General features: G+C 47.2%; 24 protein-coding genes. 16 read left to right on the top strand and 8 right to left on the bottom strand.

Annotation, left to right across the window (positions count from 1 at the left end; all coding sequences use genetic code 11):
* Positions 1–957: an oligopeptide/dipeptide ABC transporter ATP-binding protein gene (locus AB4111_RS10860; protein ID WP_442031515.1), complete on the top strand. Its 957-nt coding sequence runs from the start codon at positions 1–3 to the stop codon at positions 955–957.
* On the top strand, positions 947–1,552 hold the full coding sequence (locus AB4111_RS10855; protein ID WP_442031514.1) for an ABC transporter ATP-binding protein: 606 nt from the start codon (positions 947–949) through the stop codon (positions 1,550–1,552). Before AB4111_RS10860 ends, AB4111_RS10855 begins: the two co-directional genes overlap by 11 nt.
* 197 nt (positions 1,553–1,749) lie before the next feature.
* On the opposite strand, the gene AB4111_RS10850 is transcribed toward AB4111_RS10855, so the two are convergent.
* Positions 1,750–2,940, bottom strand: coding sequence for a MalY/PatB family protein (locus AB4111_RS10850; RefSeq protein WP_442031513.1), 1,191 nt, complete (start codon positions 2,938–2,940; stop codon positions 1,750–1,752).
* 410 nt (positions 2,941–3,350) lie between these two features.
* Between AB4111_RS10850 and AB4111_RS10845 the strand changes: the two genes are divergently transcribed.
* Positions 3,351–4,040: a stalk domain-containing protein gene (locus tag AB4111_RS10845; RefSeq protein WP_442031512.1), complete on the top strand. Its 690-nt coding sequence runs from the start codon at positions 3,351–3,353 to the stop codon at positions 4,038–4,040.
* A 186-nt stretch (positions 4,041–4,226) separates the two neighbouring features.
* On the opposite strand, the gene AB4111_RS10840 is transcribed toward AB4111_RS10845, so the two are convergent.
* Complete coding sequence (locus AB4111_RS10840; RefSeq protein ID WP_442031511.1) at positions 4,227–6,236, bottom strand: S9 family peptidase; 2,010 nt, start codon at positions 6,234–6,236, stop codon at positions 4,227–4,229.
* Between the two features lie 563 nt (positions 6,237–6,799).
* Between AB4111_RS10840 and AB4111_RS10835 the strand changes: the two genes are divergently transcribed.
* The 6 genes from AB4111_RS10835 (at position 6,800) to AB4111_RS10810 (ending at position 10,954) form a co-directional block, all read left to right on the top strand.
* The gene (locus AB4111_RS10835) at positions 6,800–7,357 is read left to right on the top strand and encodes an STM3941 family protein (RefSeq protein WP_442031510.1); all 558 of its coding nucleotides are present in this window, start codon (positions 6,800–6,802) and stop codon (positions 7,355–7,357) included.
* Between the two features lie 39 nt (positions 7,358–7,396).
* A complete protein-coding gene (locus tag AB4111_RS10830; RefSeq protein WP_442031509.1) occupies positions 7,397–8,263 on the top strand; it encodes an aldo/keto reductase in 867 nt (288 codons plus the stop codon).
* A gap of 184 nt (positions 8,264–8,447) precedes the next feature.
* The gene (locus AB4111_RS10825) at positions 8,448–8,834 is read left to right on the top strand and encodes a GntR family transcriptional regulator (protein ID WP_026081254.1); all 387 of its coding nucleotides are present in this window, start codon (positions 8,448–8,450) and stop codon (positions 8,832–8,834) included.
* Positions 8,827–9,525, top strand: a complete 699-nt coding sequence (locus tag AB4111_RS10820; RefSeq protein ID WP_442031508.1) for an ABC transporter ATP-binding protein — start codon at positions 8,827–8,829, stop codon at positions 9,523–9,525. Before AB4111_RS10825 ends, AB4111_RS10820 begins: the two co-directional genes overlap by 8 nt.
* Positions 9,522–10,262: a hypothetical protein gene (locus AB4111_RS10815; protein WP_442031507.1), complete on the top strand. Its 741-nt coding sequence runs from the start codon at positions 9,522–9,524 to the stop codon at positions 10,260–10,262. The genes AB4111_RS10820 and AB4111_RS10815 overlap by 4 nt, the downstream gene beginning before the upstream one ends.
* Positions 10,263–10,450: 188 nt before the next feature.
* Positions 10,451–10,954, top strand: a complete 504-nt coding sequence (locus AB4111_RS10810) for a hypothetical protein (protein WP_442031506.1) — start codon at positions 10,451–10,453, stop codon at positions 10,952–10,954.
* Here the strand turns inward: AB4111_RS10810 and AB4111_RS10805 are convergent.
* From AB4111_RS10805 to AB4111_RS10795, 3 genes are all read right to left on the bottom strand, one after another.
* Positions 10,925–11,086: a hypothetical protein gene (locus tag AB4111_RS10805; RefSeq protein WP_442031505.1), complete on the bottom strand. Its 162-nt coding sequence runs from the start codon at positions 11,084–11,086 to the stop codon at positions 10,925–10,927. The genes AB4111_RS10810 and AB4111_RS10805 overlap by 30 nt on opposite strands.
* A 124-nt stretch (positions 11,087–11,210) precedes the next feature.
* Positions 11,211–12,095, bottom strand: coding sequence for a WYL domain-containing protein (locus AB4111_RS10800; protein WP_442031504.1), 885 nt, complete (start codon positions 12,093–12,095; stop codon positions 11,211–11,213).
* Positions 12,043–13,398 (bottom strand): helix-turn-helix transcriptional regulator, encoded by a 1,356-nt coding sequence (locus AB4111_RS10795; protein WP_442031503.1) that lies wholly within the window; start codon positions 13,396–13,398, stop codon positions 12,043–12,045. Before AB4111_RS10795 ends, AB4111_RS10800 begins: the two co-directional genes overlap by 53 nt.
* 459 nt (positions 13,399–13,857) lie before the next feature.
* Here AB4111_RS10795 and AB4111_RS10790 point away from each other — a divergent pair, with 459 nt between their 5' ends.
* The 3 genes from AB4111_RS10790 to AB4111_RS10780 all read left to right on the top strand — a co-directional run bounded on the left by AB4111_RS10790 (position 13,858) and on the right by AB4111_RS10780 (position 16,979).
* Positions 13,858–15,351, top strand: coding sequence for a TROVE domain-containing protein (locus tag AB4111_RS10790; RefSeq protein ID WP_442031502.1), 1,494 nt, complete (start codon positions 13,858–13,860; stop codon positions 15,349–15,351).
* 26 nt (positions 15,352–15,377) lie between these two features.
* Positions 15,378–16,178: a nucleotidyltransferase domain-containing protein gene (locus tag AB4111_RS10785; RefSeq protein ID WP_442031501.1), complete on the top strand. Its 801-nt coding sequence runs from the start codon at positions 15,378–15,380 to the stop codon at positions 16,176–16,178.
* A gap of 168 nt (positions 16,179–16,346) precedes the next feature.
* Positions 16,347–16,979: a copper amine oxidase N-terminal domain-containing protein gene (locus AB4111_RS10780; RefSeq protein ID WP_442031500.1), complete on the top strand. Its 633-nt coding sequence runs from the start codon at positions 16,347–16,349 to the stop codon at positions 16,977–16,979.
* Between the two features lie 131 nt (positions 16,980–17,110).
* On the opposite strand, the gene AB4111_RS10775 is transcribed toward AB4111_RS10780, so the two are convergent.
* The gene (locus AB4111_RS10775; protein WP_442031499.1) at positions 17,111–17,503 is read right to left on the bottom strand and encodes a RidA family protein; all 393 of its coding nucleotides are present in this window, start codon (positions 17,501–17,503) and stop codon (positions 17,111–17,113) included.
* A gap of 275 nt (positions 17,504–17,778) precedes the next feature.
* Between AB4111_RS10775 and AB4111_RS10770 the strand changes: the two genes are divergently transcribed.
* Complete coding sequence (locus tag AB4111_RS10770; protein WP_442031498.1) at positions 17,779–18,030, top strand: hypothetical protein; 252 nt, start codon at positions 17,779–17,781, stop codon at positions 18,028–18,030.
* A 61-nt stretch (positions 18,031–18,091) separates the two neighbouring features.
* Here AB4111_RS10770 and AB4111_RS10765 read toward each other — a convergent pair whose 3' ends face one another.
* Positions 18,092–19,012: an AEC family transporter gene (locus tag AB4111_RS10765; RefSeq protein WP_315938154.1), complete on the bottom strand. Its 921-nt coding sequence runs from the start codon at positions 19,010–19,012 to the stop codon at positions 18,092–18,094.
* Between the two features lie 120 nt (positions 19,013–19,132).
* On the opposite strand from AB4111_RS10765, the gene AB4111_RS10760 reads away from it, so the two are divergent.
* The 3 genes from AB4111_RS10760 (at position 19,133) to AB4111_RS10750 (ending at position 22,072) form a co-directional block, all read left to right on the top strand.
* On the top strand, positions 19,133–19,648 hold the full coding sequence (locus AB4111_RS10760; RefSeq protein WP_442031497.1) for a mismatch-specific DNA-glycosylase: 516 nt from the start codon (positions 19,133–19,135) through the stop codon (positions 19,646–19,648).
* 257 nt (positions 19,649–19,905) lie between these two features.
* Positions 19,906–20,481, top strand: coding sequence for an RNA polymerase sigma factor (locus AB4111_RS10755; protein WP_442031496.1), 576 nt, complete (start codon positions 19,906–19,908; stop codon positions 20,479–20,481).
* On the top strand, positions 20,459–22,072 hold the full coding sequence (locus tag AB4111_RS10750) for a hypothetical protein (RefSeq protein ID WP_442031495.1): 1,614 nt from the start codon (positions 20,459–20,461) through the stop codon (positions 22,070–22,072). The genes AB4111_RS10755 and AB4111_RS10750 overlap by 23 nt, the downstream gene beginning before the upstream one ends.
* Before the next feature lie 226 nt (positions 22,073–22,298).
* Here the strand turns inward: AB4111_RS10750 and AB4111_RS10745 are convergent, their stop codons facing one another.
* Positions 22,299–23,360, bottom strand: a complete 1,062-nt coding sequence (locus tag AB4111_RS10745) for a LacI family DNA-binding transcriptional regulator (RefSeq protein ID WP_442031494.1) — start codon at positions 23,358–23,360, stop codon at positions 22,299–22,301.
* Positions 23,361–23,422: the final 62 nt, after the last annotated feature.

Genomic DNA, 23,422 nt, shown 5'->3' with positions numbered 1-23,422 from the left:
ATGGCTCTTCTTGATATTCAGGGAGTATCGGTGTCATTTCGGCGCGCTCGTGGTTGGTTTGGACATGAACGGACTGATGTCATTCAGAATCTGGATCTTTCCATAAACGAGGGTGAGATTGTGGCTGTTGTAGGCGCAAGTGGATCGGGTAAAAGTGTGCTGGGGCAGGCTATCATGGGCATTCTGCCTACCAATGCCAAGTTGGAAGGTCGAATGAGCTACAATGGCGAGCCCTTGACCCTAGAGCGGCAGCTTCATCTGCGTGGAGACGAACTGGTGTTAATTCCGCAATCCGTCAGTTATTTGGACCCGCTGATGAAGGTGGGGAGACAAGTTCAGCCAGTAACCCGAGATTCGGGACGGAAGCGCCGCTTCAAGACTCAATCCCACGTGAAAAAGACGGAGCAGGAGCTGACGGAGCGTTATCAACTCCCTCAGGGAACAGGCGGGAAATACCCGTTTGAGTTGTCCGGAGGTATGGCAAGGCGGGTGCTGATGGCTACAGCGACCTCAGGCCAGCCGAAGCTGATCATTGCCGATGAGCCGACACCAGGCATTCATCCCGAAGTGCTGGACGAGACGATGAGGCAATTTCGCGAGCTTGCGAATCAAGGCGTAGGCATTCTATGGATTACCCATGATGTCACGACTGCCTTGACGGCAGCCGATCGCATCGCTGTATTTTATGCGGGTGCCAATGTAGAGACAGCGCAGGTGGATGATTTTACGGGGAATGGAGAACGACTGCGCCATCCGTATACGAAAGCTCTCTGGAATGCGTTGCCGCAGAATGGGTTTCAGCCACTCCCAGGCTCCCAGCCGTTGGCAGGTCAAGGGATCATCACAGGATGTTCATTTGCTCCCCGATGTAGCTCAGCAACCGTTGCATGTACCCGCGAACGTCCTCCGCTTCGTCAGATACGAGGCGGAGAAGTGAGGTGTCTCCATGTCACTTAAAGCACAGGATGTAAGTTATCGTTACGATCAGAAATCGTGGGTGTTTCAGCAGATGAACATGCAGGTGCAACAAGGCGAAGTCGTTGGCTTGTGGGGACCGAGTGGCTGTGGGAAAACAAGCCTTGGGCGCATCCTTGCAGGATATGCTGAACCCATGACAGGACAAGTATTACTGGATGGTGAACCACTCCCTCGTACAGGAGTATGTCCAGTTCAGCTGGTATTCCAGCACCCGGAGAAAGCTGTGAATCCACGCTGGCGGATGCGGCGTGTACTTCAGGAGGCGGCTGTGCAGGATGAGCAGTTGCTCGAAGATTTGGGGATTCAGCAAGCTTGGCTGGACCGCAGACCGGGTGAATTATCCGGTGGGGAACTGCAACGATTCTGTGTCGCGCGAGCACTCGGTACATCGACACGTTATGTGATTGCAGATGAAATGACCACGATGCTGGATGCGATCACTCAGGCACAGATCTGGCATACCGTGATGGAAGTGTCTCGCCAGCGTGATCTGGGATTACTGATCATAAGCCATGATCGGGATTTGCTGAACAGGTTGTGTGACAGAATTATTCCGATGTCGATGTCACTGTAAGGTTAATTATGTTTCAATAAATAAATGGATTGAATAGAAAAGAAAAGAAAAGGGGCGCCCCCTGTGCAGTCATTGACCATGAATGTGAGTCATGGACTTGACTACGGGGCACCCCTTTTTCCATTTTACAGATATTCATCATTTATCGAACAGCATATACGCTCCTGTTCGCAACGTGCATAGATGTAACTGTCAGTCTATTTGTCCGACAGTTTGCTTAACAATACAGATAATCTACGCATTGCCTCTTCAACCGTGGAACGTGGACAGGCTACATTAATACGCATGAATCCTGTACCTTCCGTTCCAAAGGAGCTCCCATCATTAAAAGCAAGCCCTGCATCATGAAGCAGCATGTTGCATAGTTGTGCATGTGGGATATTCAGCTCCCGGAAATCCATCCATAACAGATAGGTGGCTTCGGGCAGATGCAATTTGATCTCTGGCATATGTTCTGCAACATATTGCTGTACATACGCCATATTCCCATGGATATATGCAAGGCATTCCTCCAGCCATTCCTCGCCATCATTATAAGCAGCTTCGGTTGCAACAGCCCCCAGTGTGCTGATACCGGCAAGTCCCATCGTTCTTACACCCTGCGCGAAAGATTCCCGCAGCTTGGCATTTGGGATGATGATGTTGGACGTGCAGAGGCCAGGAATATTGAACGTTTTGCTTGGAGCCGTACAGATGATACTTAGATCAGAGACGGCGTCCGAGATCAAGGTGAGCGGTGTATGGGCTCCACGTTGGTGAACAAGATCGGCATGAATTTCATCCGAAACCATCAGTACGTTGTATTGGAGACACAGCGACGTAAGGCCTTCAAGCTCCTCACGAGTCCATACACGTCCAACCGGATTATGTGGACTGCACAGAATCAGCATTTTAACCCGACCGGTCTGCAAGCTGGATTCCAGTTGTTCCAGATCCATCGTGTAATGACCATTATTCTCTACCAAAGGATTGGTGATCAGTTCACGGCCTTGACCACGTACAACTTCATAGAAGGGAGCATACACCGGAGTCTGGATGACCACTGCATCTCCCGGATCAGTGAATCGCTGTACAGCAATGCTGAGTGCGGGCACAATACCTGGAGTGAATACGATCCAGTCATCGTTAATTTTCCAGTTGTGGCGCCGTTCCATCCACCCTGCAACAGCGGCATGATACGCCTCAGTTCGTACTGTATAACCAAAAATTCCGTGCTCCATCCGTGTTTGCAGGGCCTGAATCACGGATGGTGGAGCAGCGAAATCCATATCGGCCACCCACATCGGAAGCGCATCAGCAGCACCGAAGATATCCTCAAGTGCATCCCACTTCTCTGATCCGGTAGAGATCCGGTTAATAGACTGATCAAATGTACTGTTATTGTTCATCGTATAAATCCCCCTTGAGTTCCGTTCTTTCGACCACAAATCGACAAATTATTATCTAATACATTGGTTAATTTCGCAACTGTTGTACGTGTATGATTAGCTTCATATGTATGGTCCGAAATTCAGGACTTTATTCATATAAGAACAGCTTAACGAGCCAGAGAACAGCAGGCATACGACAAAGACTATTTTAGTACGCCCATGGTCCTGTTTTATTCATTTATCGTTTACAACCTCTTGTCAGATGCTATTATATTGCTAACATTTGGTGGAACAACGGGCTGTTATCCGAATAAGCTCGTACCCATACATGATGAGCATAAAGAAATGAGTCTTTTGCATAAATGGAGCGATCGTCTTGAATCGTATTATGCAAAAGACTGACATTTGAACTCAGGAGGCGTTTAAGGATGAAAAGCAAAAAGTGGTTGATTGCTGCGTGTGTGTTTGGCATGGTGTTGACCGGTTCGGCAGGCGTATATGCAGGTACACAACTGGAGACGATCAAAGCTTATCTGAACCATGGGCTCGCCATCGAAGTGAACGGGCAGAAATTCACACCGACAGGTGACCAGGGCAAGAAACTTGCGCCAATTACATACCAGGGAAGTACATATCTCCCCGTTCGTTCGATTGCGGATGCGTTGAAAACCGAAGTAAAGTATGATTCCCAGAACAATAAAGTAAGCATCGGCTCCTCAAGTTCCTCCGGTGGGTCGACATCCACAGGTAACAGCGGATCAACCTCACCCTCAACAGGTACTAACACACAGGCTGCAGGTGTGAAGTCCAAGTATCTGCCAGCAGATTTCCCATTACCGAAGGATGCGAAGGCGACAAGTCTCGTTGAGAACATCATGGATGGCAACAAAAAAGTGGTGCTCACGTACACAACAAAAGAAACGTTGCTAACCGTTGGAACCTCCTACAAAGACTATTATCAGACCAAAAACTTGACTCAAAATACTCAGGATATACAGGCAGACGGCTTCAGTATCGTAGGTCGTGAAGATGGTAAATATGCCGTAACCATTACGGGTTCTGTGTCTGCAACCAACAAGGATCTGAATGAAATCACCGTGGTGTGGAGCGAAGAGTAATGACGAGTATAACCACATGTCCTCATACTATCCTGCTTGAGTCGTTCAAAGTATAGTGATCCGTATTCTTCTTCTATTATTCAAAAGGTAACGCCAAAAGCCGTCCGTTGAAATCGAAACAGATTTCATTGGACGGCTTTTATGTTTGAATTGATATCTGGTTCTATGTTTTAAATTAAAAGTCCGTTACAGGTACTCGTTAAACCAACCGGCAATATGCTCCAGACGACGTACCCTTAAGTAGGGATGACCTCCGCGAGACAACTCGTGGTTGGCCCCTGGGAAACGAACGAGACGAGTGGTCTGCTTGCGCCGTTTCAACGCAATGTATAATTGCTCCGCCTGTTCAATCGGACACCGCAGATCTTGTTCGCCATGCAAAATGAGCAGCGGAGTACTCACGTTGCCGACATAAGCGAGCGGTGAATGTTTCCACAGTTTTTCCGTGTCATCCCACGCGTTACCGCCAATCTGATCCTCCGTGAAGAAATAGCCAATGTCACTGACGCCGTAGAAAGATAACCAGTTGGAGATGGAACGTTGGGTAACAGCAGCCTTGAAGCGATCGGTGTGCCCAACAATCCAATTGGTCATGAAGCCGCCATAACTGCCACCGGTTACGCCCAGTCTGGACTCATCGATAAACTCATACTGGGACAGGGCATAATCCACGCTTTCCATAAGATCGCGATAATCTCCACCGCCATAATCTCCGCGACAGGCGTCTACAAACTGCTGCCCGTATCCGAGTCCTCCGCGTGGATTGATGTATACAACAGCGTAGCCTTGTGCGGCGAGAATCTGAAACTCGTGCATAAATGTAAAACCATACATCATGTGCGGGCCGCCATGAATCTCAAGAATGGTCGGGATTTTGACCCCGTCGACCATGCCACGAGGTTTCATAATCCACCCTTGCAGCCGCAGGCCATCCGAGGAGTTGAACCAGAAGGTCTCTGGTGCACTAAGATGGATCTCATCCTCAAGCTGTGGATTGCTGCGGGTGAGCTGAATCGGTTCTACACCGGAATCTTCCGGTTGTTCATACATATAGAGGTCACCAGGACTTCGCGTATCGGCAACAGCGGCAACGATCTGTCCGTTTTCCAATTCGGCAAATTGATAAATCTCCCGTTCGTCAGGCAATATATACTCGGCACTGCTGCCGTCTCGTGCGAATTTGGCGATGCGTACACTACCATGAATGGTTGCGAGACAGAAGATGGATGAACCATCCCGACTGAATACAGGTCCCGTGGTTGTCAGATGTGATCGCATGTCACCAACAATGCTGTGATTTAACTGTACGTCCCAATCCGTGCTTAAACATACGGGTTCACCACCTGATTTAGGAAGGGTATATAGCTTCACAAGCGTGGCATTTCCATAAGAACGGTCACTAGCGAGCAGGGCCAGGGATTGTCCATCCGGTGCAAATGTCAGTCGGCTGAACGTATATCCTTCCGGGGTCAACTGCTGCACATCCGACCCGTCTGCCTTAGCAAGGTACACATGATTGGTCAGGGTGTAATCGTTGTGTTCCTCGCCTGCTTCGGGCATCTGTGCAATCCATGCGATGGATGTTCCGTCCGGGGACCAAGCGTAGTCTCCAACGTCATAGTGACCAGTAGTTACAGGAATGGCTTCCGCATCAATGGGTGCAAGAGCAAAGAGATGGGATCGTTTTCCGTCCCACAATCCGCCTGCATCTGATTTCATGCGAATTCGGTCCACAACATGTTCTTGCGGCAGTTTATGGTTATCGTCTTTAGAATCGGTATGTTCTGATTCGTCTTCTCCGCTCATATCCACGGAAGATTTCACCAGTAAGGTATGGCCATCTGGTGACCAGAGCAAGGAGCTGACGCCATGTTTCAGGTGACTGATCTGCTGTGCTTCTCCGCCATCTGTTGCGATAATCCACACCTGGGGTTTCCCATCAACCTCTCGTAAAAAGGCAAGCTGGGACCCATCCGGTGACCAGGCAGGGGAATGATCTTTCTCTCCAGAGGTAAAGGGCCTGTCCTTCTGACTCCCCAGATGCAGCAGTCTCAGGTGAGAACAATAACCGTCACGTGCTTCATTCGTTTTCCGGCTTACATATACCAGTTGTCCGCCTTGAGGAGACGGAGTCGGATCGTTAACCCATGTAATCTGATAAAGATCTTCCGATGTTATGCCGCGCTGACTCATCATCGTTTGTCCTCCCGCCATGAATTTGGAATTGGTTAATTTCCTAACCTTTCCATTTATATTAACGGAAAGCAAGGGACAGGACAATAAGTGTAATGAAGGAGTAGTAAGACATTTAACAATGTATATTAATTGAATTAAATATTTGCACGGTAACGTAGAGGACAGAAACAACCTGAAGAAGCGGAGCGTTCGCCTAAAAGCTTTCTGAAAGAAAGCTGCATCGGAAGCATAGGCTATCCCCGGCTTTTCACTTTGAAAAAGTGGATTCGAAAAATCTGGGGATAACAGCGATCGGAAGGTTGTTCTGTCATCGGAGTGGCCAGTGTAAATATCCTTTATTCAATTCATATAGGTGTGTTAAAAGGAATTGCTCGAAGGATGACGAATCCTAATGTTGAATAAGCGCAGAAATGATGAAAAATGGTCTTAATTTAATGTTTAACTTCGGTGAATTTGGTTTAATGGACAATGCAATTCCTGTTCTACATTAGGGTATTTGGTTCATAGCCATTCGTTTATATAGAACGCGTAAGATTCAGTCGTAATGAAGGAGGAACGTCACGTTGAGCACATCCTATGAGCAGCATGTAGAATATCCAAACCGGAAACGAATGGCGTGGCTTACGGCAGGGGCAGCACTTTTTGTGGCAGCCGGATTTTTTTTGATTTTTGATCGTTCTTCAGTTACGAATGATTCCATCCTCTCGGGTGTAATAGGAATTCTATCCATTTTGTTTTTTGGGCTATGTTTCTGCTACAGTCTGGTAAAGATGATTAAGAAGGAACCTTCTTTTGTGATCGATGAGGATGGGTTTGTGGATACATCTTCTTATACCGCAGGAGGAGCAGTGGCCTGGAGAGACGTTGAGAATATTTTTATGTATGAATTGATGGGACAGAAAATGATCGGGGTTAAATTGCGGGACGAGAAAGCCTTTCTGGATCGTCAGAATGGAATGAAACGCAAATTGATGACGGTCAACAGCAATATGGTCGATGCGACCATAAGTGTTGCCCAGAGTAGCCTTACAATTCCACTGGATCAGTTATATATCATGATGATGAGCCACTGGAGGCATGTAAGTGATAACATGATTTATGATTCGTATGATCGTCGTTAGAGATAATGTCCATAGAGTCTTCAGAATGGAGGAATATAGATGATGCACGGTGATCAGACACGCACGATTCTGCTTCCAGATGGAACTGCCCTGCCCGCGATAGGACAAGGCACATGGTACATGGGAGAGAAGCAATCCATCCAGGAAGAAGAAGTACGGGCACTGCGTTCCGGTATTGAACTGGGAATGACCGTGATTGATACAGCGGAGATGTATGCAGAAGGTGGGGCGGAAGTCGTTACGGGAAAGGCCATCTCAGGCCTTCGTGATGAAGTCTTTCTCGTATCCAAAGTATATCCCCATCATGCAGATCGCAAGCAGATGGTTACGGCCTGTGAGCGTAGTCTCACGCGTCTTGGTACAGATCGTCTGGATCTGTATTTGCTCCACTGGCGCGGAGGAGTACCACTCGAAGAGACGGTTCAGGGCTTGGAACAATTGAAACAATCCGGTAAAATTTTGCGTTGGGGTGTCTCCAACCTGGATACAAGGGATATGCAGGAATTATGGAGTTTGCCAGAGGGTTCTCAGTGCATGGTGAATCAGGTGCTGTACAATGCAACTTCGCGTGGTATTGAGTATGATTTGCTCCCCTGGATGCGGGAACGTAGCGTTCCTGTAATGGCATATTGTCCACTGGCTCAGGGGGGCAGACTTCGGAGTGAATTATTGGAGCATCCGGTCATTCAGGAGATTGCGCAGGATCGAGGAGTTACAACTTCTCAGATCGCATTAGCCTGGGTGATTAGGGACGGAGATGTGCTGGCGATTCCCAAGGCGGTACAGCTGAATCATGTGGCAGACAATGCAGCAGCAGTGAATATCGTTTTGACACAAGAGGAACGGACCCGATTGGATGAGGCTTTCCCTGCACCTAAAGGCAAGGTACCTTTAGACATCGTGTGAAACAAGACTAATAAGTTATGCAGAGCAGATCTTCACGATCTGCTCTTTTTTGTGTATTCATACTGATAACCGAAGCATGTCCATCAACGAAGCGAATATATATTTTGACAAATGGGCTTTACAACACTATATTACTAGTGTACTATGTAACTAACACACCAGTACAGAGAGGAGCGAGTGCTTTGTGACGATGGAATTTGATAACAACTTACCAATATATCTGCAGATTATGCAGTACATCAAGAGACAGATTGTAACCGGGACACTTCAGGCAGGTGACAAAATCCCTTCGGTTCGTGAACTGGCGGCTGAATTACAGATCAATCCCAATACAGTACAACGGACATTTCAGGAACTTGAGCGAGAAGAAGTGGTCGAAACCAAACGGGGTTTGGGCAGATACGTGACAAGTGAGGAGCGGAAGATTATGACGATCAAAAAAGAGATGGCCGGTGAATTGCTGGAACGCTTTCTGACCGGAATGCAGGAACTGGGGATTGAAGAGCAGGATATCTTATCGATCGTAGCCGATGCCGTTGCGGAAGGAAAGGGAGGAACAACACATGAGTAACATCCTTGAACTGAACCAGATTAACAAGACATACGGCAATAAGAAAGCGCTCAGTAATATCACATTGGATATTGCTCCTGGCCGAATCGTAGGTTTGCTGGGTAGCAACGGCAGTGGCAAAAGCACGCTCATGAAACTGGTTGCAGGTTTGCTGCATCCGAGCAGTGGAACGATTCAAGTCACAGGTAAGCCTGTTGGGCTGGAGACGAAGTCACTGGTTTCATTTATGCCGGATCGTCCGTTAACCGAGAAGTGGATGAGAGTGCGGGATGCGATTGCGTACTACCGCGATTTCTATGCTGATTTTGACGAGGAGAAGGCACGGGAGATGCTCGATTTCATGAACCTTGTCGAGAGTGATCGGGTGCGGCATCTATCCAAAGGTATGAATGAACGACTGCAACTAACAATGGCGCTATCCCGTAAAGCTCGTCTATATCTACTGGATGAACCGATTGGCGGAGTAGATCCGGTTGCGCGTGGCAAGATTCTGGATGCGATCGTCAAATTCTATGATGAAGACAGCAGTCTGATCATCTCCACACATCTGGTGAATGATATCGAACGGATTTTTGATGAAGTGGTCTTTATTCGTGAAGGTCAGCTGGTGATGCGGGAAGAAGTGGAAACGCTCCGTCTGAAATATGGGAAAAGTGTGGATGAGATGTTCAAGGAGGTCTATGCGGAATGATGACATTATTGAAGTATGACTTTAGAAGGAACTGGAATACACTGCTGGCTGGGCTGGTTATTTTGATTATTGCGCAAGTGGCGCTTTCCCTTTTCATGTCTGAGGTCGCAGGGGTTGTGCTTGGCATTATGGGTTATGTTGGGGTAGGTGTGGCTATTTATGTGAAAATGATCAAAACATACATGTCCAATATCCGCTCTTATAATCGCCGTCTTTTACCCGTAACAGGCCTATCGCATGTGTTGTCTCCTTTGATTTTTGGAGCTCTTTGCGGGCTTGGATTAGTCATTATATTTACGACCCATGCCTACATTTATATTTCAATGAAGCTCAGAATGAACATGGCTACCCATATTGATTTTTCGGGTCTGCATGTATCGGATTATGTTAGTTTGTTACTGTTTATCGCTTGGGTTATGGTATTTATGACTGTCATCATCTTCCTTTCGATCTCGATTGCAGGCAGCTTCCGTTGGAGAACTGGACCATGGATCGGAATCGTTGCATTCTTAGTCCTCGTTAATCTGATTGGCTGGTTGGAGAATATAATTACGACAGGACGCTTCAGTCCAAATGAGATGTTCCGTTACACCGAAGAAAGTACAGGTATTGCAATCACAGCCAATGGCGTATTATGGTCGGACGGCATGTGGGGAAGCATTGTATTTGAAGTCATCGTAGCAGTTATCTTGGTGTGGGCTACCATTTATCTGAACAACAAAAAAGTTGAAGTCTGATGACAGGATAACTTGAACGTGATGCGGGCAACCAGGGTTGCTCGTTTTTTTTTTTTTACATCCAGTGATGATCCGATTTTTGAATCCAACCCCATTAAACATACATAAATATAGATATATTGTGTGTACGATGCGAGACTAGGTTAAAGAGAACGAAAGGGGATATGTAAGGGAAAGGAGAACGTATTATGGAACTATACTTCAGGGATAATTTTTTTAATGCGGGTTACACCGAGATTATGAATCCGAATCAGGAACAGGCAGGACATCTGGATTTGAAAAGTGTTTTTGGCTCTTCGCTCGATGTATCCGATAACTCGGGATTGGTCTGTAGCGGCAAATTCCGCATGTTAACCAATCGTTGGGATATCACTGCAGCCGATGGGACACATCTGGGAGTATTGCGAGCGAGGTTTAGTTTCTTCAGCAAAAAGTATGAGTATGATGCAGGATCGCGTGGTACGTACGATGTGTCTGCTCCGGCATTCTCGCAGGAATATGATATCAGTGGAAGTGGTGGACGCATCGTGGCAAGTTTCCGTCGCACCAGCGGCTGGTTTAGTTCAGGGGCATTTGTATTGGATAACCAGTCGGACCAACTGGACACATATGAATTAATTGCAGTGGTCATGGGCGTGCATGCGATCAATAAGAGGCGAAATTCAGCTGCCAGCAGTAGTGGAGGTACGTAATACGGTAGCACTGATTCGTCGTGTTCTTGGCCAAAGCAGTTGTTTCAGAACCGGCTGAACCAGATCACGCGGATGTGTCAGAACCAGGAATTGGATCGCAAGTAACAGGAGATAAAGCTCTTGTTCAATCATAGGGTTACAGCCCGTTTTACCAGCAAGAAAGTACAGTAAAAAGGTTTGGATGAGATCATCCAGACCTTTTTGTATATGGGTTTGTTTTTGAGCAAAGGGATATGGTTAACTCACTCTAACGAATTTAATGACCATCCGCTTTTGCAAGCGGTTTTTCCTCGCGTTGGCGGTACTGAACTTCATTGGAGTGTTCGGCATGCTTATCAGGCTCGTTTTCCGCATAACGGGCCAATGCCTTCGCAGCAGTCTCGGACATTCGCTCCCGCAGCATCGTGTGGTCAGCGATTCGAACCCGTTTGCCGAGAAAACGCATTTTGGATAAGACATAATCCATCTCATTCCGCGGGACGGTCAGCTCAATCCGATATGTCTGCTTGGCTTCCATGTACTCGACCTGTTTCTCAAAGCAGGAGAAGGCATAGAGGATTCTGGACAACTCCTGATTGAACTCTGGCAATACTTCGATGGTGATGGTCGTTTTGCGCCTCTCCGTAATTGCAGCAATTCGGGCAGTGTAGCCAGAAGTGGTATCTGGCTCAACCGGTTGGGCTTCCACGGTAACGATGCTGTGCAGCTTGGTAGACATGAGTTTGTCGAAGCGAGGCGCGTACCAGAGCACGTACCATTCTTTTTTGACCATGGAATACTCCAGTTTATACGGGAAACCAAATTCATCATGGCTTGTGCGTCCATTGCGGACGCGGCCTGTCATTCGAAATCCCTGATGATGCAGAATGATTAGTCGTAACTGTCTAAGAAGTGGATGAGAGACACTGTTTTCCTCACTTTTGGCTTTTTCGGTCAGATAGTCCTGAAGGTTCAGGTCCGGCTCATCATCCAGCATGTTGTGCATTTTGTCCAATGTTACAGCGCTCAGGGCTTCTCTTGCGGCAGGGTGATTCAGCATCATGCGAAGCCAGGCCCGTTCCTGTGAGGTCCAGGTGAACAGTCCGGTTTCATTCAGTCGGGTCATCATCTGGTAATTGAACATCTTCTCGAACAGGTTCATAATATTCCGCAATCTCCTTCCATTCCTTGATCATCTCCTGGCGTAGTCTCTGAGGTGCGATGATTTCGCAGCTTGAGCCAAAACTTCGTAACCACGGTTTGATCTCGGTGGTACCGTTGACCTGGATTTCGTAGAGAAAGGTATGATCCGTTTCGGGTATGATCTTGCCCCATTGACCTTGCAGACGAACCCGATCCAGAATGAAGTTGCGCTGACCTCGCTCCGGGTGGAAAAAGCGAGCTTGAACTGTCACGGTATTCCCCGTATCTACCAGCCAACTGTAGCGACTGATGTCAGTCCACTGCTGCTTCAACTCGAGCATGTATTCCTCTTCTACGGAATCCTCTTCCTCCAGTTGGGTTATGCCTTCCATGCGGAATTTCACGAAGCCACGGCGGCCCTGATATCCAATGACATACCAACGACCATACTGATGGTCATAGACCACTTCAAGGGGAACGATCCGGTTGGATCGACCGCCTGCTTCTCGTTCAAAGCGTGGATTCGTATTCTGTGAACTGTAGCTGGATGGTTTTTTCGGTGAATAGTATAGGAACTGCACACGCTTGCGCTGACGAATCGCACTAAGCAGCGTGTAAAGATGAGCTTCGTCCAGGATACGAGAATAATAGTGATACTTATAGATATAGGGTTCGGTCGCTTCTTCTTGTGGAAAACTTGCCGTAATGGCTTTCTTCAGACTGTCCCGCAACAAGTAACCTTGGACAGAAGGAACCTGGGTGTTCGCCATCATATCCACAAAATCATACAACTCCAGCTGTTCCTCCACTGTTAATTCGGTAAGGACATCTTGTTGCAAGGCATAGCGATACGGTCTGCCACCCGGCTCTTTTCGAATAACCCCAACCTCTTCCAGATACTTCAGATCGGAGCGAATGGTTTTCTCGTCAGGTAACGCCAGATCTTCCGGCAGATCAGCACAGCAGGCGTCAAGTAATTCCATTGCGGTCAGGGCTGTATCCTGTAGGGTATGCAAAAGGACAGAAAGGCGCTGAACTTCAGTCTCTTTCATCGACTTGGCGCGGAAGAGGAAGAGCAGCATGGGCTCTGCAGATTCTCCGTACTGGAAGCGAACGAGGTCAGCCATTTCCCGGCTTGCTTCGGCACCTGAACGCTGGTCCGTGACGCTCTGCATGATTTCTTTTAACCGACGATTGGTTTTATCAAAGGTATGTACGGATATGCCAAGCCGCTCGGCATACTGTTTGCGGGTATACGCACCGCTTGTCAGGGATAACATGCGTAAGAACTGAATTTCTTTGTCAAAACTCTCTTTAGCCATGAGTATTCACTCCTTGTTGGCCTGGAGTCAGGCGAATATAATGGACGACGATGTTGCCAGAACAATTCTGCGGTATAGGAAACATTCTTGAACTTCCCATTGACGATACCCTTCATTGTAGCAGGAAGAGTGTCAGGATTCATTTTAAACTTATGAGGGTTCACTCCATTGCAGAAATTCAGTCGTCGTCATACTTTCGCCATGTTCGCATGCAGATGTGTGAGGCATAATGAGGTTGTGAAGCGGGGCAGCAACAAGCACTGTGGATCAAGGTTCCGAGGCGCCAGGGAGGGTTACTTCGACTGTTAATCGACCAGGCCGTTGGTTCGAATCCAATCGCCGCCGTTCATGGCGGTGTAGCTCAGCGGTAGAGCGGGTATTATACCTTCCCACCTTTTTCCTCGGAACATTTTATTATGAAAGAACAGTAAATAGACTCACACCGGGAGGTCATGAGTGATGAGCAGAGCGAAACAATTATTCAATCAACCTCAGCCAACGACACGTAATCATGGGGGCTACGGAGCCTATGAGCGATTGGTGGAGGAACAATATATACAGATGTTGATGACCAATACGTTGAACAATACGTTCTATGCAGATACCCAGCAACTGATGGAGGATGCGATGGTCAGTCATCAGGAGATGGCTGCGGTCGATGCAGGGTTTATGGCGAGGGCGCTGGTCTATGCTCGTAATGAAGGTTTGATGCGGTTACAGCCTCTATATGGGCTGGCACTGCTGTCCAAAGTGGACGCGGATCAGTTTGCAAAGGTGTTCTCCCAAGTCGTACAGACACCGGCTGATTTGGCTGATTTTCTGACCATTCTGAGAGGAATGGGGCGGGGGCAGGGCGGCCGAGCGGTGAAGCGTCAGGTGAGTCTCTTTTTGAACGGGATCAGTGAATACTGGGCGATCAAATACAACGGACGCGGGCGTGGATACAGTCTGGGCGATATGATCGCTACTGCACACCCTAAGCCGACAGATATGAAGCAGCAATCCTTGTTTCGTTATTTGCGCGGGCATGAGGTGGATCTCTCCGAACTGCCGCAGTTGCAAGCGTTGGAAGAACTAAAAGCTACGCCCAACCCCGCAAGCCGGATGCATCTGATCGAGAAAGGTAAGCTCCCGTATTCGGTGGTCACCTCGATCATGCAACCGACACGTACGGTGTGGGAGGCGTTAATGTCACAAATGCCGACCTTTGCGTTGCTGCGTCATCTGAACGCAATGGATCGGGCAGGGGTTTTTGAAAAATCGAAAAACATCGATGTTGTTACACGCCGTCTAACGGATGTGGAGGCTTTGCGCAAATCACGCATATTGCCTTTTCGATTCGCCAGTGCGTATGAAATGATTGCGAGGGAAGAGCTGCGGGATGCTTTGCGACAAGCGGTGGAGCTATCGATTGGCAACCTGCCAACGCTGCCGGGAAGAACCGCTATTTTCCTGGATCGTTCCGGTTCCATGCAAGGGGATTATTTACGCATTGGTTCGGTGCTGGCGCTGGCACTTTATAAACAAACGAGAGGCAACGCACTGTTCTGGTTATTCGACCATATGGTTGAAGATGCTCGTCCCAAGATGAGTGAAAGCATTCTTTCTCAAGCTCACCGGATTCGCGCGCAAGGTGGAACAGATACAGGTCGACCCGTGCGGGAACTTCGGGATATCGGAGAGAAAGTGGATCAGATCATTATGATCACCGATGAACAGCAGAATGAAGGCAGTCCGTTATATGCCGAGCTTGAGCGATATCGCCGGATGATGAATCCGGAGCTAAAGGCATTTATTGTGGATATAGCACCTTATCAGCAAGCACTGGTACCACCGCGGGATGGCAAGACCTTTTACATCTACGGCTGGAGTGAAACAGTATTGACGTATATTGCCGAGACTGTGGCCGGATATGATATACTCGCGGACCGGGTTAGAGCGATGGATATTTAATTTGAGGAAATTGGAGGCGACTGGGCATGACCTATGTTCATGAAGAAATGAAAGATACGATCAGACAACAGCTGAGACAGATTGAACAGGAGGAGCAGGTACGGATCATCTACGCCTGTGAATCAGGCAGTCGGGCCTGGGGATTTCCTTCCCAGGATAGTGATTACGATGTGCGTTTTCTGTATGTGAGACCGCTTGAATGGTACCTATCGATTGAGGATCGAAGGGATGTTATTGAACGCCCAATCAGTGATCAGCTCGATATCAATGGTTGGGATCTGCGCAAGGCGTTGAAGCTGTTTCGCAAATCGAATCCCCCACTTCTGGAGTGGCTGCAATCCCCCATTAAGTATGATGAACAGTACAGCGTGGCACAGCATATCCGTGCACTGTCACCGTTGACCTTCTCGCCCAAGTCCTGCATGTATCATTATCTGAATATGGCGAAGGGCAATTTTCGGGATTATTTACAAGGGGAGCGAGTCAAGATTAAAAAGTATTTCTATGTGCTGCGTCCCTTACTCGCTTGTGGCTGGATCGAACGTTATGATGTGATGCCTCCGATGGCATTCGAAGAGCTGGTGCAAGAACTTGTACCTGCGACTACACCTCTGTATACGGAGATTCATGAGTTATTACGCCGGAAAAAGGCAGGTGAGGAACTGGATCTGGAGCCGCAGCTGCCAGCCATACAGGCTTTTTTGGCGGAGAAGATCGAGCATTTTGACAGACTGGCCAGTCAGATGGAGAATGAGCAGATTATTCAATTTGAAGAATTGGATCGAATTTTCCGTTTTGCATTGCAAGATGTGTGGGGCGAAGGGTAATAAGACAGAGAAAGTGGCATGTGGGTGGGTAACGCTATCGTTGAAGCCGGAGCGAGTGGACCTGCGTTTGTAAATTGTTATATGAAAATAAAATTTATTATTAACCTATATTGCATGGGTAATTATGGTATGATACTCTGGCCAAACTAATTGCTGGGGGTTATTCATATGCGTATCAAAGTAATAAGCAGTTTGCTTGCCATTTTCATGATTTTTGCTACGGTTGCGTCTGCCCATCCGGGAAGAACAGATGCGAGTGGAGGGCACACCTGTCGCACCAATTGTGCAAAATGGGGGCTGAAACAAGGGGAGTATCACTATCACAACGGAGGTTCCTCTTCGAGTTCCAAATCTTCATCTTCAAGTTCATCCAGTTCAGGAAGTACCAAGAAAAGTAACAAATCTTCAACGGCAACCAAAAAGCAAGCTGCTCCCAAACCAGAATATATCAAGTCTTCTGTTCAGGTGAAGGTGAATGGTTCGAAGGTTATTTTCACTGATTCTCCTATTGTAATGAATAACACGAATCTTGTACCTTTGCGAGAGATGGCCAAAGCGATGGAAGCCAAAACAACTTGGGACAGTAAGACTCAAACCATTACCGTTACCAAAGACAAGTACAAGCTAGTCTTTACCTTGGGCAGTAAAAAGGTGAAGGTGAACGGAAAAGATGTCACCTTACAGGCAGCGCCCAAAGAAATTAAGGGAACAACATACATTCCGCTTAGAGCCCTGGTAGAAGGACTTGGAGCATCCCTTACTTCATCTGGTAATACGCTGACGGTGAAAGTGAAAGAATAAGAATAAGAAATCATAAAGAAGCAGGTTAGGATTCATCCGGCCCTGCTTCTTTTTTTTGTATATGAACTTTGTTAAAGCGAAACCTCATCAGGCCATTTTACTTGGCGCTGCAACTTTTGACATGACCTGGATCAGTTGGTATGTGCAACGGCACGAATCTCAATCAGTTGATGAGGGAAAGCCAGACCCGATGTGCCGACCATCGTAACCGCCGGACGATGCGTACCAATGTATTCTTTGTACACGGCAACACATGGCTCAAGATGCTCCTGCGGGTGAACCAAGAAAATCTCCAGTTCAGCAATGTTCGATTTGGTCACGTTGAATCCTGCGAGTACGCGATCCAGGTTATCCAGTGTCTGGCGAACTTGTGCTTCAATATCATCCACACCAATGAACGTCCCCTGCATATCATGCGAAAATTGCCCTGCAATGTAGATCATACCGTTAACGCTGTATCCCTGAGCGACACTGAATGCTTCTTCCCACGGTACACCGTGGCTATAGATTTGAGCTGTAGTCATATGAATCTCTCCTTTGGAATTCAAGATAAGATGAGTATAAACGGAGAAAAACGACTTGGGCAGTACGCACTTTCATGACAGTGACTATCCAAAAGGATAGTGTTAACACGGTGTTTGTGAGCCTAACGGCTCACTTGAGAGAATCTTTAAATCAGGATATTTAATTTAGGTATAACTAACTTAAGTCCTATATCCTTCCACTAGAATCTGGGTAATAATTATAATAGGCAAGTGATTAATGGAATCTCATAACGTAACGATAGGGGGTAACCTGTATGGCATCCGTGATTCTGCTGGTGAAACAGACGGAGGACGATGAGAAGGTTATTTATCGATTCGGACCGAATGAGCGAAAGATGGGGCTCATTGAGATGAATAAGATCAAGGAAAGTGTGAGGGAACTGGAACCTGTCGAGGTGGATGGGGTAAGTCCGAGCTTTTTCTTTAACCGAGCCGCGCAGCGACTGGTACGATGTTTATTCAGGGAAGGCGGCAAATTCCCGGAACGAACGACGTTTGAATCATAGTTTTAGCACCTAAAAAACAAGTCCACAACCTCTTGGTGGGTCATGGACTTGTTTTTTTATTTTAGAACGTTTTGGCATAAGAGATCAGTGCCGTAATTGTAATGATGTTCAAGAGCGTTGATATTAGTACTGTCTGGGCTGCAAAATCCGGTTCGTTATCGTATTCTTCCGCCAGGATGGATGCGTTGACACCTGTCGGCATACCCGAAGCGATAATGAGTGCCTGTGCAGCAATGCCTTCCAACCCCAACATGAGCACAATCGAAATTCCGATAGCGGGGCCAATCAGGAGACGTAAAAATGTGCTAATATACACATCAAGGCGGTACAGCCGAATTGGATATTTTACGATCTGCGCCCCTAGTGTCAATAGCGCTACGGCAACCATACTTTGCTGCGCATAGGTCAGCGGCATGGATAGAAACGTCGGCAGGGGAACCTTCCACATGTGGAACAGAATCCCTAACAAGAGCGCATAAGGAACAGGCATTTTAAGGAATCCAATAATCACCGCACGGTAATTACCTTTAAGCTTCGCACCCTGAATGGACAACACGCCATAGGTGAATGTCAGTAATGCCTGTAAAGACATGACGAGCGCCTGAATGGAAGAGGCGAGTGGATCACCGCGAAATACCAGTGCATTGATGGGCAGTCCATAGTTGCCTGCGTTATCCAGCATAATGCTGTTGTTGAAGGCAGCCTTCATGCCTTTATTCATCCGAAGAGAACGGGAAACGACTGACCCTATAATATAGAGAATCAATACATAGATTGCGTAAAATAATGTCACAGTCCCGAGCAATTCGCCCGACATATCCGAGTGATACATGCTCATAAAGACGGCTGCGGGGGTAATACAATAGAAATTGATTTTGGCGAGGGTGTACAAGTCTAGCTTGAACACCTTTTGCATCCAGGATCCAACGGCAATCAGGAGAAAGACGGGTAGGACGACTTCAAGCATGATGTCTGCAATCATTAGTTCAGCTTCCTTTTTCATGAAAATTTCATCCGATTTCGAAAATGCTTTGCTTATTATATCATTTTATACACAACCAAATGTGGGAATAGGCTAAAAAAGATCAGGAGGTGTTGCATCATGATTCCAGATCATCTGGATGTTGGTTTATCGATATTGTTTATTGGCTTCAATCCGAGCATTACGTCTGGTGAGACGGGTCATCATTATGCTTACAAAGGTAACCGGTTCTGGCGCATTCTTGAACGGTCGGGATTAACTCCGCGTTTATACGATGCACAAGAGGATGGAGAGTTGCTGAAGCTGGGGTACGGATTCACGAATATCGTGGCTCGGCCCACCAGAGGTGTGGAAGATATTACGAAGGAAGAGTACGCAGAAGGACGCCAGATATTGCGGCAAAAGCTGGAGAACTACCGACCGGACATTGCCTGTTTTGTTGGAAAAGGTGTATACACCCAGTACAGCAAACGTGCCAAAGTGCAATGGGGATTTCAGGACGACCCGGTCGTCAAGGAAATTCAGGAATTCGTCGCTCCGTCGTCCAGTGGACTCGTGCGCATGTCGATGGATGAGATTGTGGCGATCTATTCACAGCTTGCTGATTTTGTTGCGGAGAAGAACAGGGAAAATTAAGAGACAAGTAAGACAGGATAGATAAGAGGTAGCAGGAAGAGGCTATGACGGAATGTGTGATTCGGATTGCCAAAAAATCACTACGAAACCTGTAGAGAATGTGCTGCGGTAATAACATATGTGTATGCAGAGTTCAACCAGTCGGCTTTGTCGATAGGGCGAATTCTTTTTTTTTGGATAAAGTGAGAGGTTTCGGAAACGGCTTCCGTCTATATAGTACAGAACCATGCATGGAAGCTGTAGAGAAGGGGGATTACATGACTCAACAGATACCGGAGGAGGAGCTTATTCAGCGCATTGTTGCAGGGGATAAGCAGTTGTTCTCCGTGCTTGTGGATCGATATAAAAATAAAGTCTACGGCATCATGCGCGGAATGGGCGCGAGTCATCCGGATGCACAGGATCTCGCTCAGGATACGTTTATTCGTATCTATCGTTATCTTCCGTCGAGGCGGGAGGGGAGCAGTTTCTCTTCGTGGGTGTATACCATTGCGGTGAATCGGATGCGGGATTTTATACGGGAAAAGAAACCCGTGATGACTGCAGTCGATCAGAGGATCGAACCGGTCAGTAATGAAACACCGGAGAAACGTGTGCTGCATAAAGAGATGCAGCGTGAAATATATCGACATCTCGAACAGTTGCCAGATTCGTATCGGCTGGTGTTATTACTAAAGTACACAAACGAGTTGAGCTATGAAGAGATTACAGATATTACAGGCATGAGTTCAACCAAAGTGCGTAACGCCTTGTATCGCGGGAAAAAAATGCTGAGAAAGCAAATGGAACGCAAAGGAGGTTTGGCTACGTATGAAGCCTATTTCAAGGGATGAGGATCGGTTGTGGGAGGAACACCTGTACCGAGAGGAGCCGGATGCGGATTTTACGCTGAAGGTCATGCAGAAGTTGGATGGCGTGTCTATGGAAAGTGGAGAAGAAGAGCATCCGTTCGTGAAAAAATCCATGAGAACGCATTGGATGCGCCGGACGGGGATCGCCGCAGCGGCAGTTGTGATCCTTGCGGGAGGGGCCTGGTTTGCATTTGACCGTACAGCAGGGCCAGCGCAACCCGTGGTAAATGCTGTGGATCGCCCGCCACTACAGAACATCCCTGTGCCTGAAGCATTGAAATATTCATATTTTGCAGATGATTACAAACGTCTTAAACCTCTCGGGCTTGTTGTTAATCCGGATATCAATATTAATGACCAGGGCTACACGCTTAAAATTGAAGATGTGCTTGTAGACCGATCTCATATGGTAATGACCATGCAACAAACAACACCTGATGGATTAGGGTTATCACGGTTATTGTCTGAGATGGGGAGAATTCATGTTACGGATGAAGAGGGGCGACAGGTTGCCACTCTTGCAAGAGATGCAAGAACAACGGGCCCTCTAACTGAACGATTGTTATTCCAGTTTGATGATGAAATTCCGGATAAAGTTGTCGTGCGGGGTGAACTGCGTAATTTAAATATGGGCAGCTATTATGATTACAAGAAAAAATCCTACGAAGATAGAGAAGTTACGGTAGACTGGAGCTTCCAATTTAATATCGATATGACCAAAGCTAAATCATTGGCTGTTGAAAATTCTATGGATAACACCTATACAACGCCAGAAGGATTAAAGCTTGATATGACACAGCTTGTACGCACGCCAAACGGAACCCGACTTGATCTGAACGTGAGTCTGGATGATGAGCTTCGTGCCAAAGTTGATGAGAATTGGGCGAGTTATATGAGCATCATCTACCATCTTGAAATCCCTGAAACAAATGAATACCGAATTTTCAATGGGATAAGACCAGATTCCCGTCAAGCCAAGTTTCGGCTCCAAGATCTGAGTGACTTAAGGAATGGAGGGCCATTGAAGTTGTCGGAGACATGGGACCCTGCATTAGTAACGGTAGATGCGAAGGACATTCGCTTTGTTCTGGATGGTTACACCCTGCCGGTGAAGGAAGAGAAATCTGTAGAAGTTGATTTGGATAAGAGGCGTAAGGACATCAATTTTTATACATTTGTAGAGTTTGAACAGCTTGGAGATAAAATATTATTCTATGATTTTGAATACGAGCCACTGATGGAATCGTATGATCCTCCGAAGATTGATGTAAAGGAAGGGTATTCACTAGTTCTGAAGGGGAGTGGGACGTTCCGGAATGCTTTCATGGGTGATCGCTGGGTGGCAGTAGATTTGGATGGAAAAGAGTATCCTGTTGAAGTGATCGGTTATCCGGATCAGCCTAATAATAACGGTGAATACGTTGAAGATGATCTGCAATTGAAGATTCGTGGTTTTAAAAAAGAAAATGGAACTAAATTCACTTTGAAACGAACCGCAGTTAACCGAGAGTATCGCGATGTGAATTGGGAAGTGGATCTTCCATCGTACGATAGCCTGCCTTGGCTGAAATAACCATAGTACAATCCTCAGCCATGAAGTAAATGAAGCTTCGAATGGATGTATAAGAATGGATCGACATATTTAAGTGTGGATGTATAGACATATAAGGATATAAGCCAAATATACGAAAAGGCCCTGCATATATGCGAGGCCTCTTCTTTTGTATGCACCGGACTTTACGGGGAGAGCAAGTACCTAACGAAATTATCTTAAGAACAAAGCGGTTCCCCGTTCCGGATTACGCCGATTCCCTTGGAATCAAGGTGGTCGATAACATCACCGTTTCTTTCGGTGTCCCCGGTCGTTCGATCCGGCGTTGTAAAGCTTCAACGGCACGTTGTCCTAGTTCCTCTTTGCACAGATTAACCGTTGTCAGAGGCGGGGAGGAAGTAACCGCAGAGTGTACATTGTCGATACCGATGACAAGGCAATCTTTAGGCGTGGAGATACCCATCTCCTGTAATTTGTGCATCCACTGCAAGGCAATATCATCATTAACACCAATCCAGGCATCGGGACGTTCGTCTTCTGGCATGTTTTGAATGTTAGTGGCTAACTGGTTAACCCATTCCCCATTCTCATACGGAATATTCCATTCTCTGAAGCTGGTCGTATGACTGGTATCCACATGGAAATGGTTCAAGGCCAACTCAATCCCGATCTTCCGCTGCGCGAAGCTCGCAGCACGACCATCATCTGTGATGAGGCCGATACGTCGGCAATTCATAGACATCAAATATCTCGCAACAGTAATGCCAGCTTCCAGATTATCATGGCTGATCGTATCACAATTCAGCAGCGGCTCCTGATGATCTACGAGAATAATAGGCCGACCCGTCTGAGAGAGTCTTTGCAGTACCGTATGAGGAAAAGCACCCATGACAATAATTCCTGCACAACGTTCCCAGTCCAAATGAGGAGCAATAGCTTTCTCGGGAGAGGTGTTCTCGTCTGTCACTCCGAGTGAGGGAGATACAATGGCATGATGCCAACCACGCTCATTACAGGCGGAGATCATGCCTGACAGAACACGTTGCCAGTAGTGGGGTTCACCGCGATTGAGCTGATTCATGCATATGAGAACAAACGGGGGATCGGACGGATCTGCATGGTTTGCGGCAGTAGAACTGTTAGTAGCCCCCGGAGTACTTTGGCGATATCCCAATGCCCGAGCGAGTTCCAGCACCCGTGCACGTGTGGCTTCACTAACACCCGTCTTGCCACTGAGTGCGCGGGAGACGGCATATTTGGATAATCCGAGCTGGTCAGCCAGCGTCTGAATGGATACTTTGCGTGACATATCATTACTCCTTCGTATGTAAGCGATTTGCATAAATCCAATGAGATGACCTTTAAGAATTG

Source organism: Paenibacillus sp. 2KB_22, from assembly GCF_052115745.1.
GTDB lineage: Bacteria > Bacillota > Bacilli > Paenibacillales > Paenibacillaceae > Paenibacillus.
The sequence above is the reverse complement of the archived record's forward strand: the minus strand, read 5'-3'. Positions and strand labels throughout refer to the sequence as shown.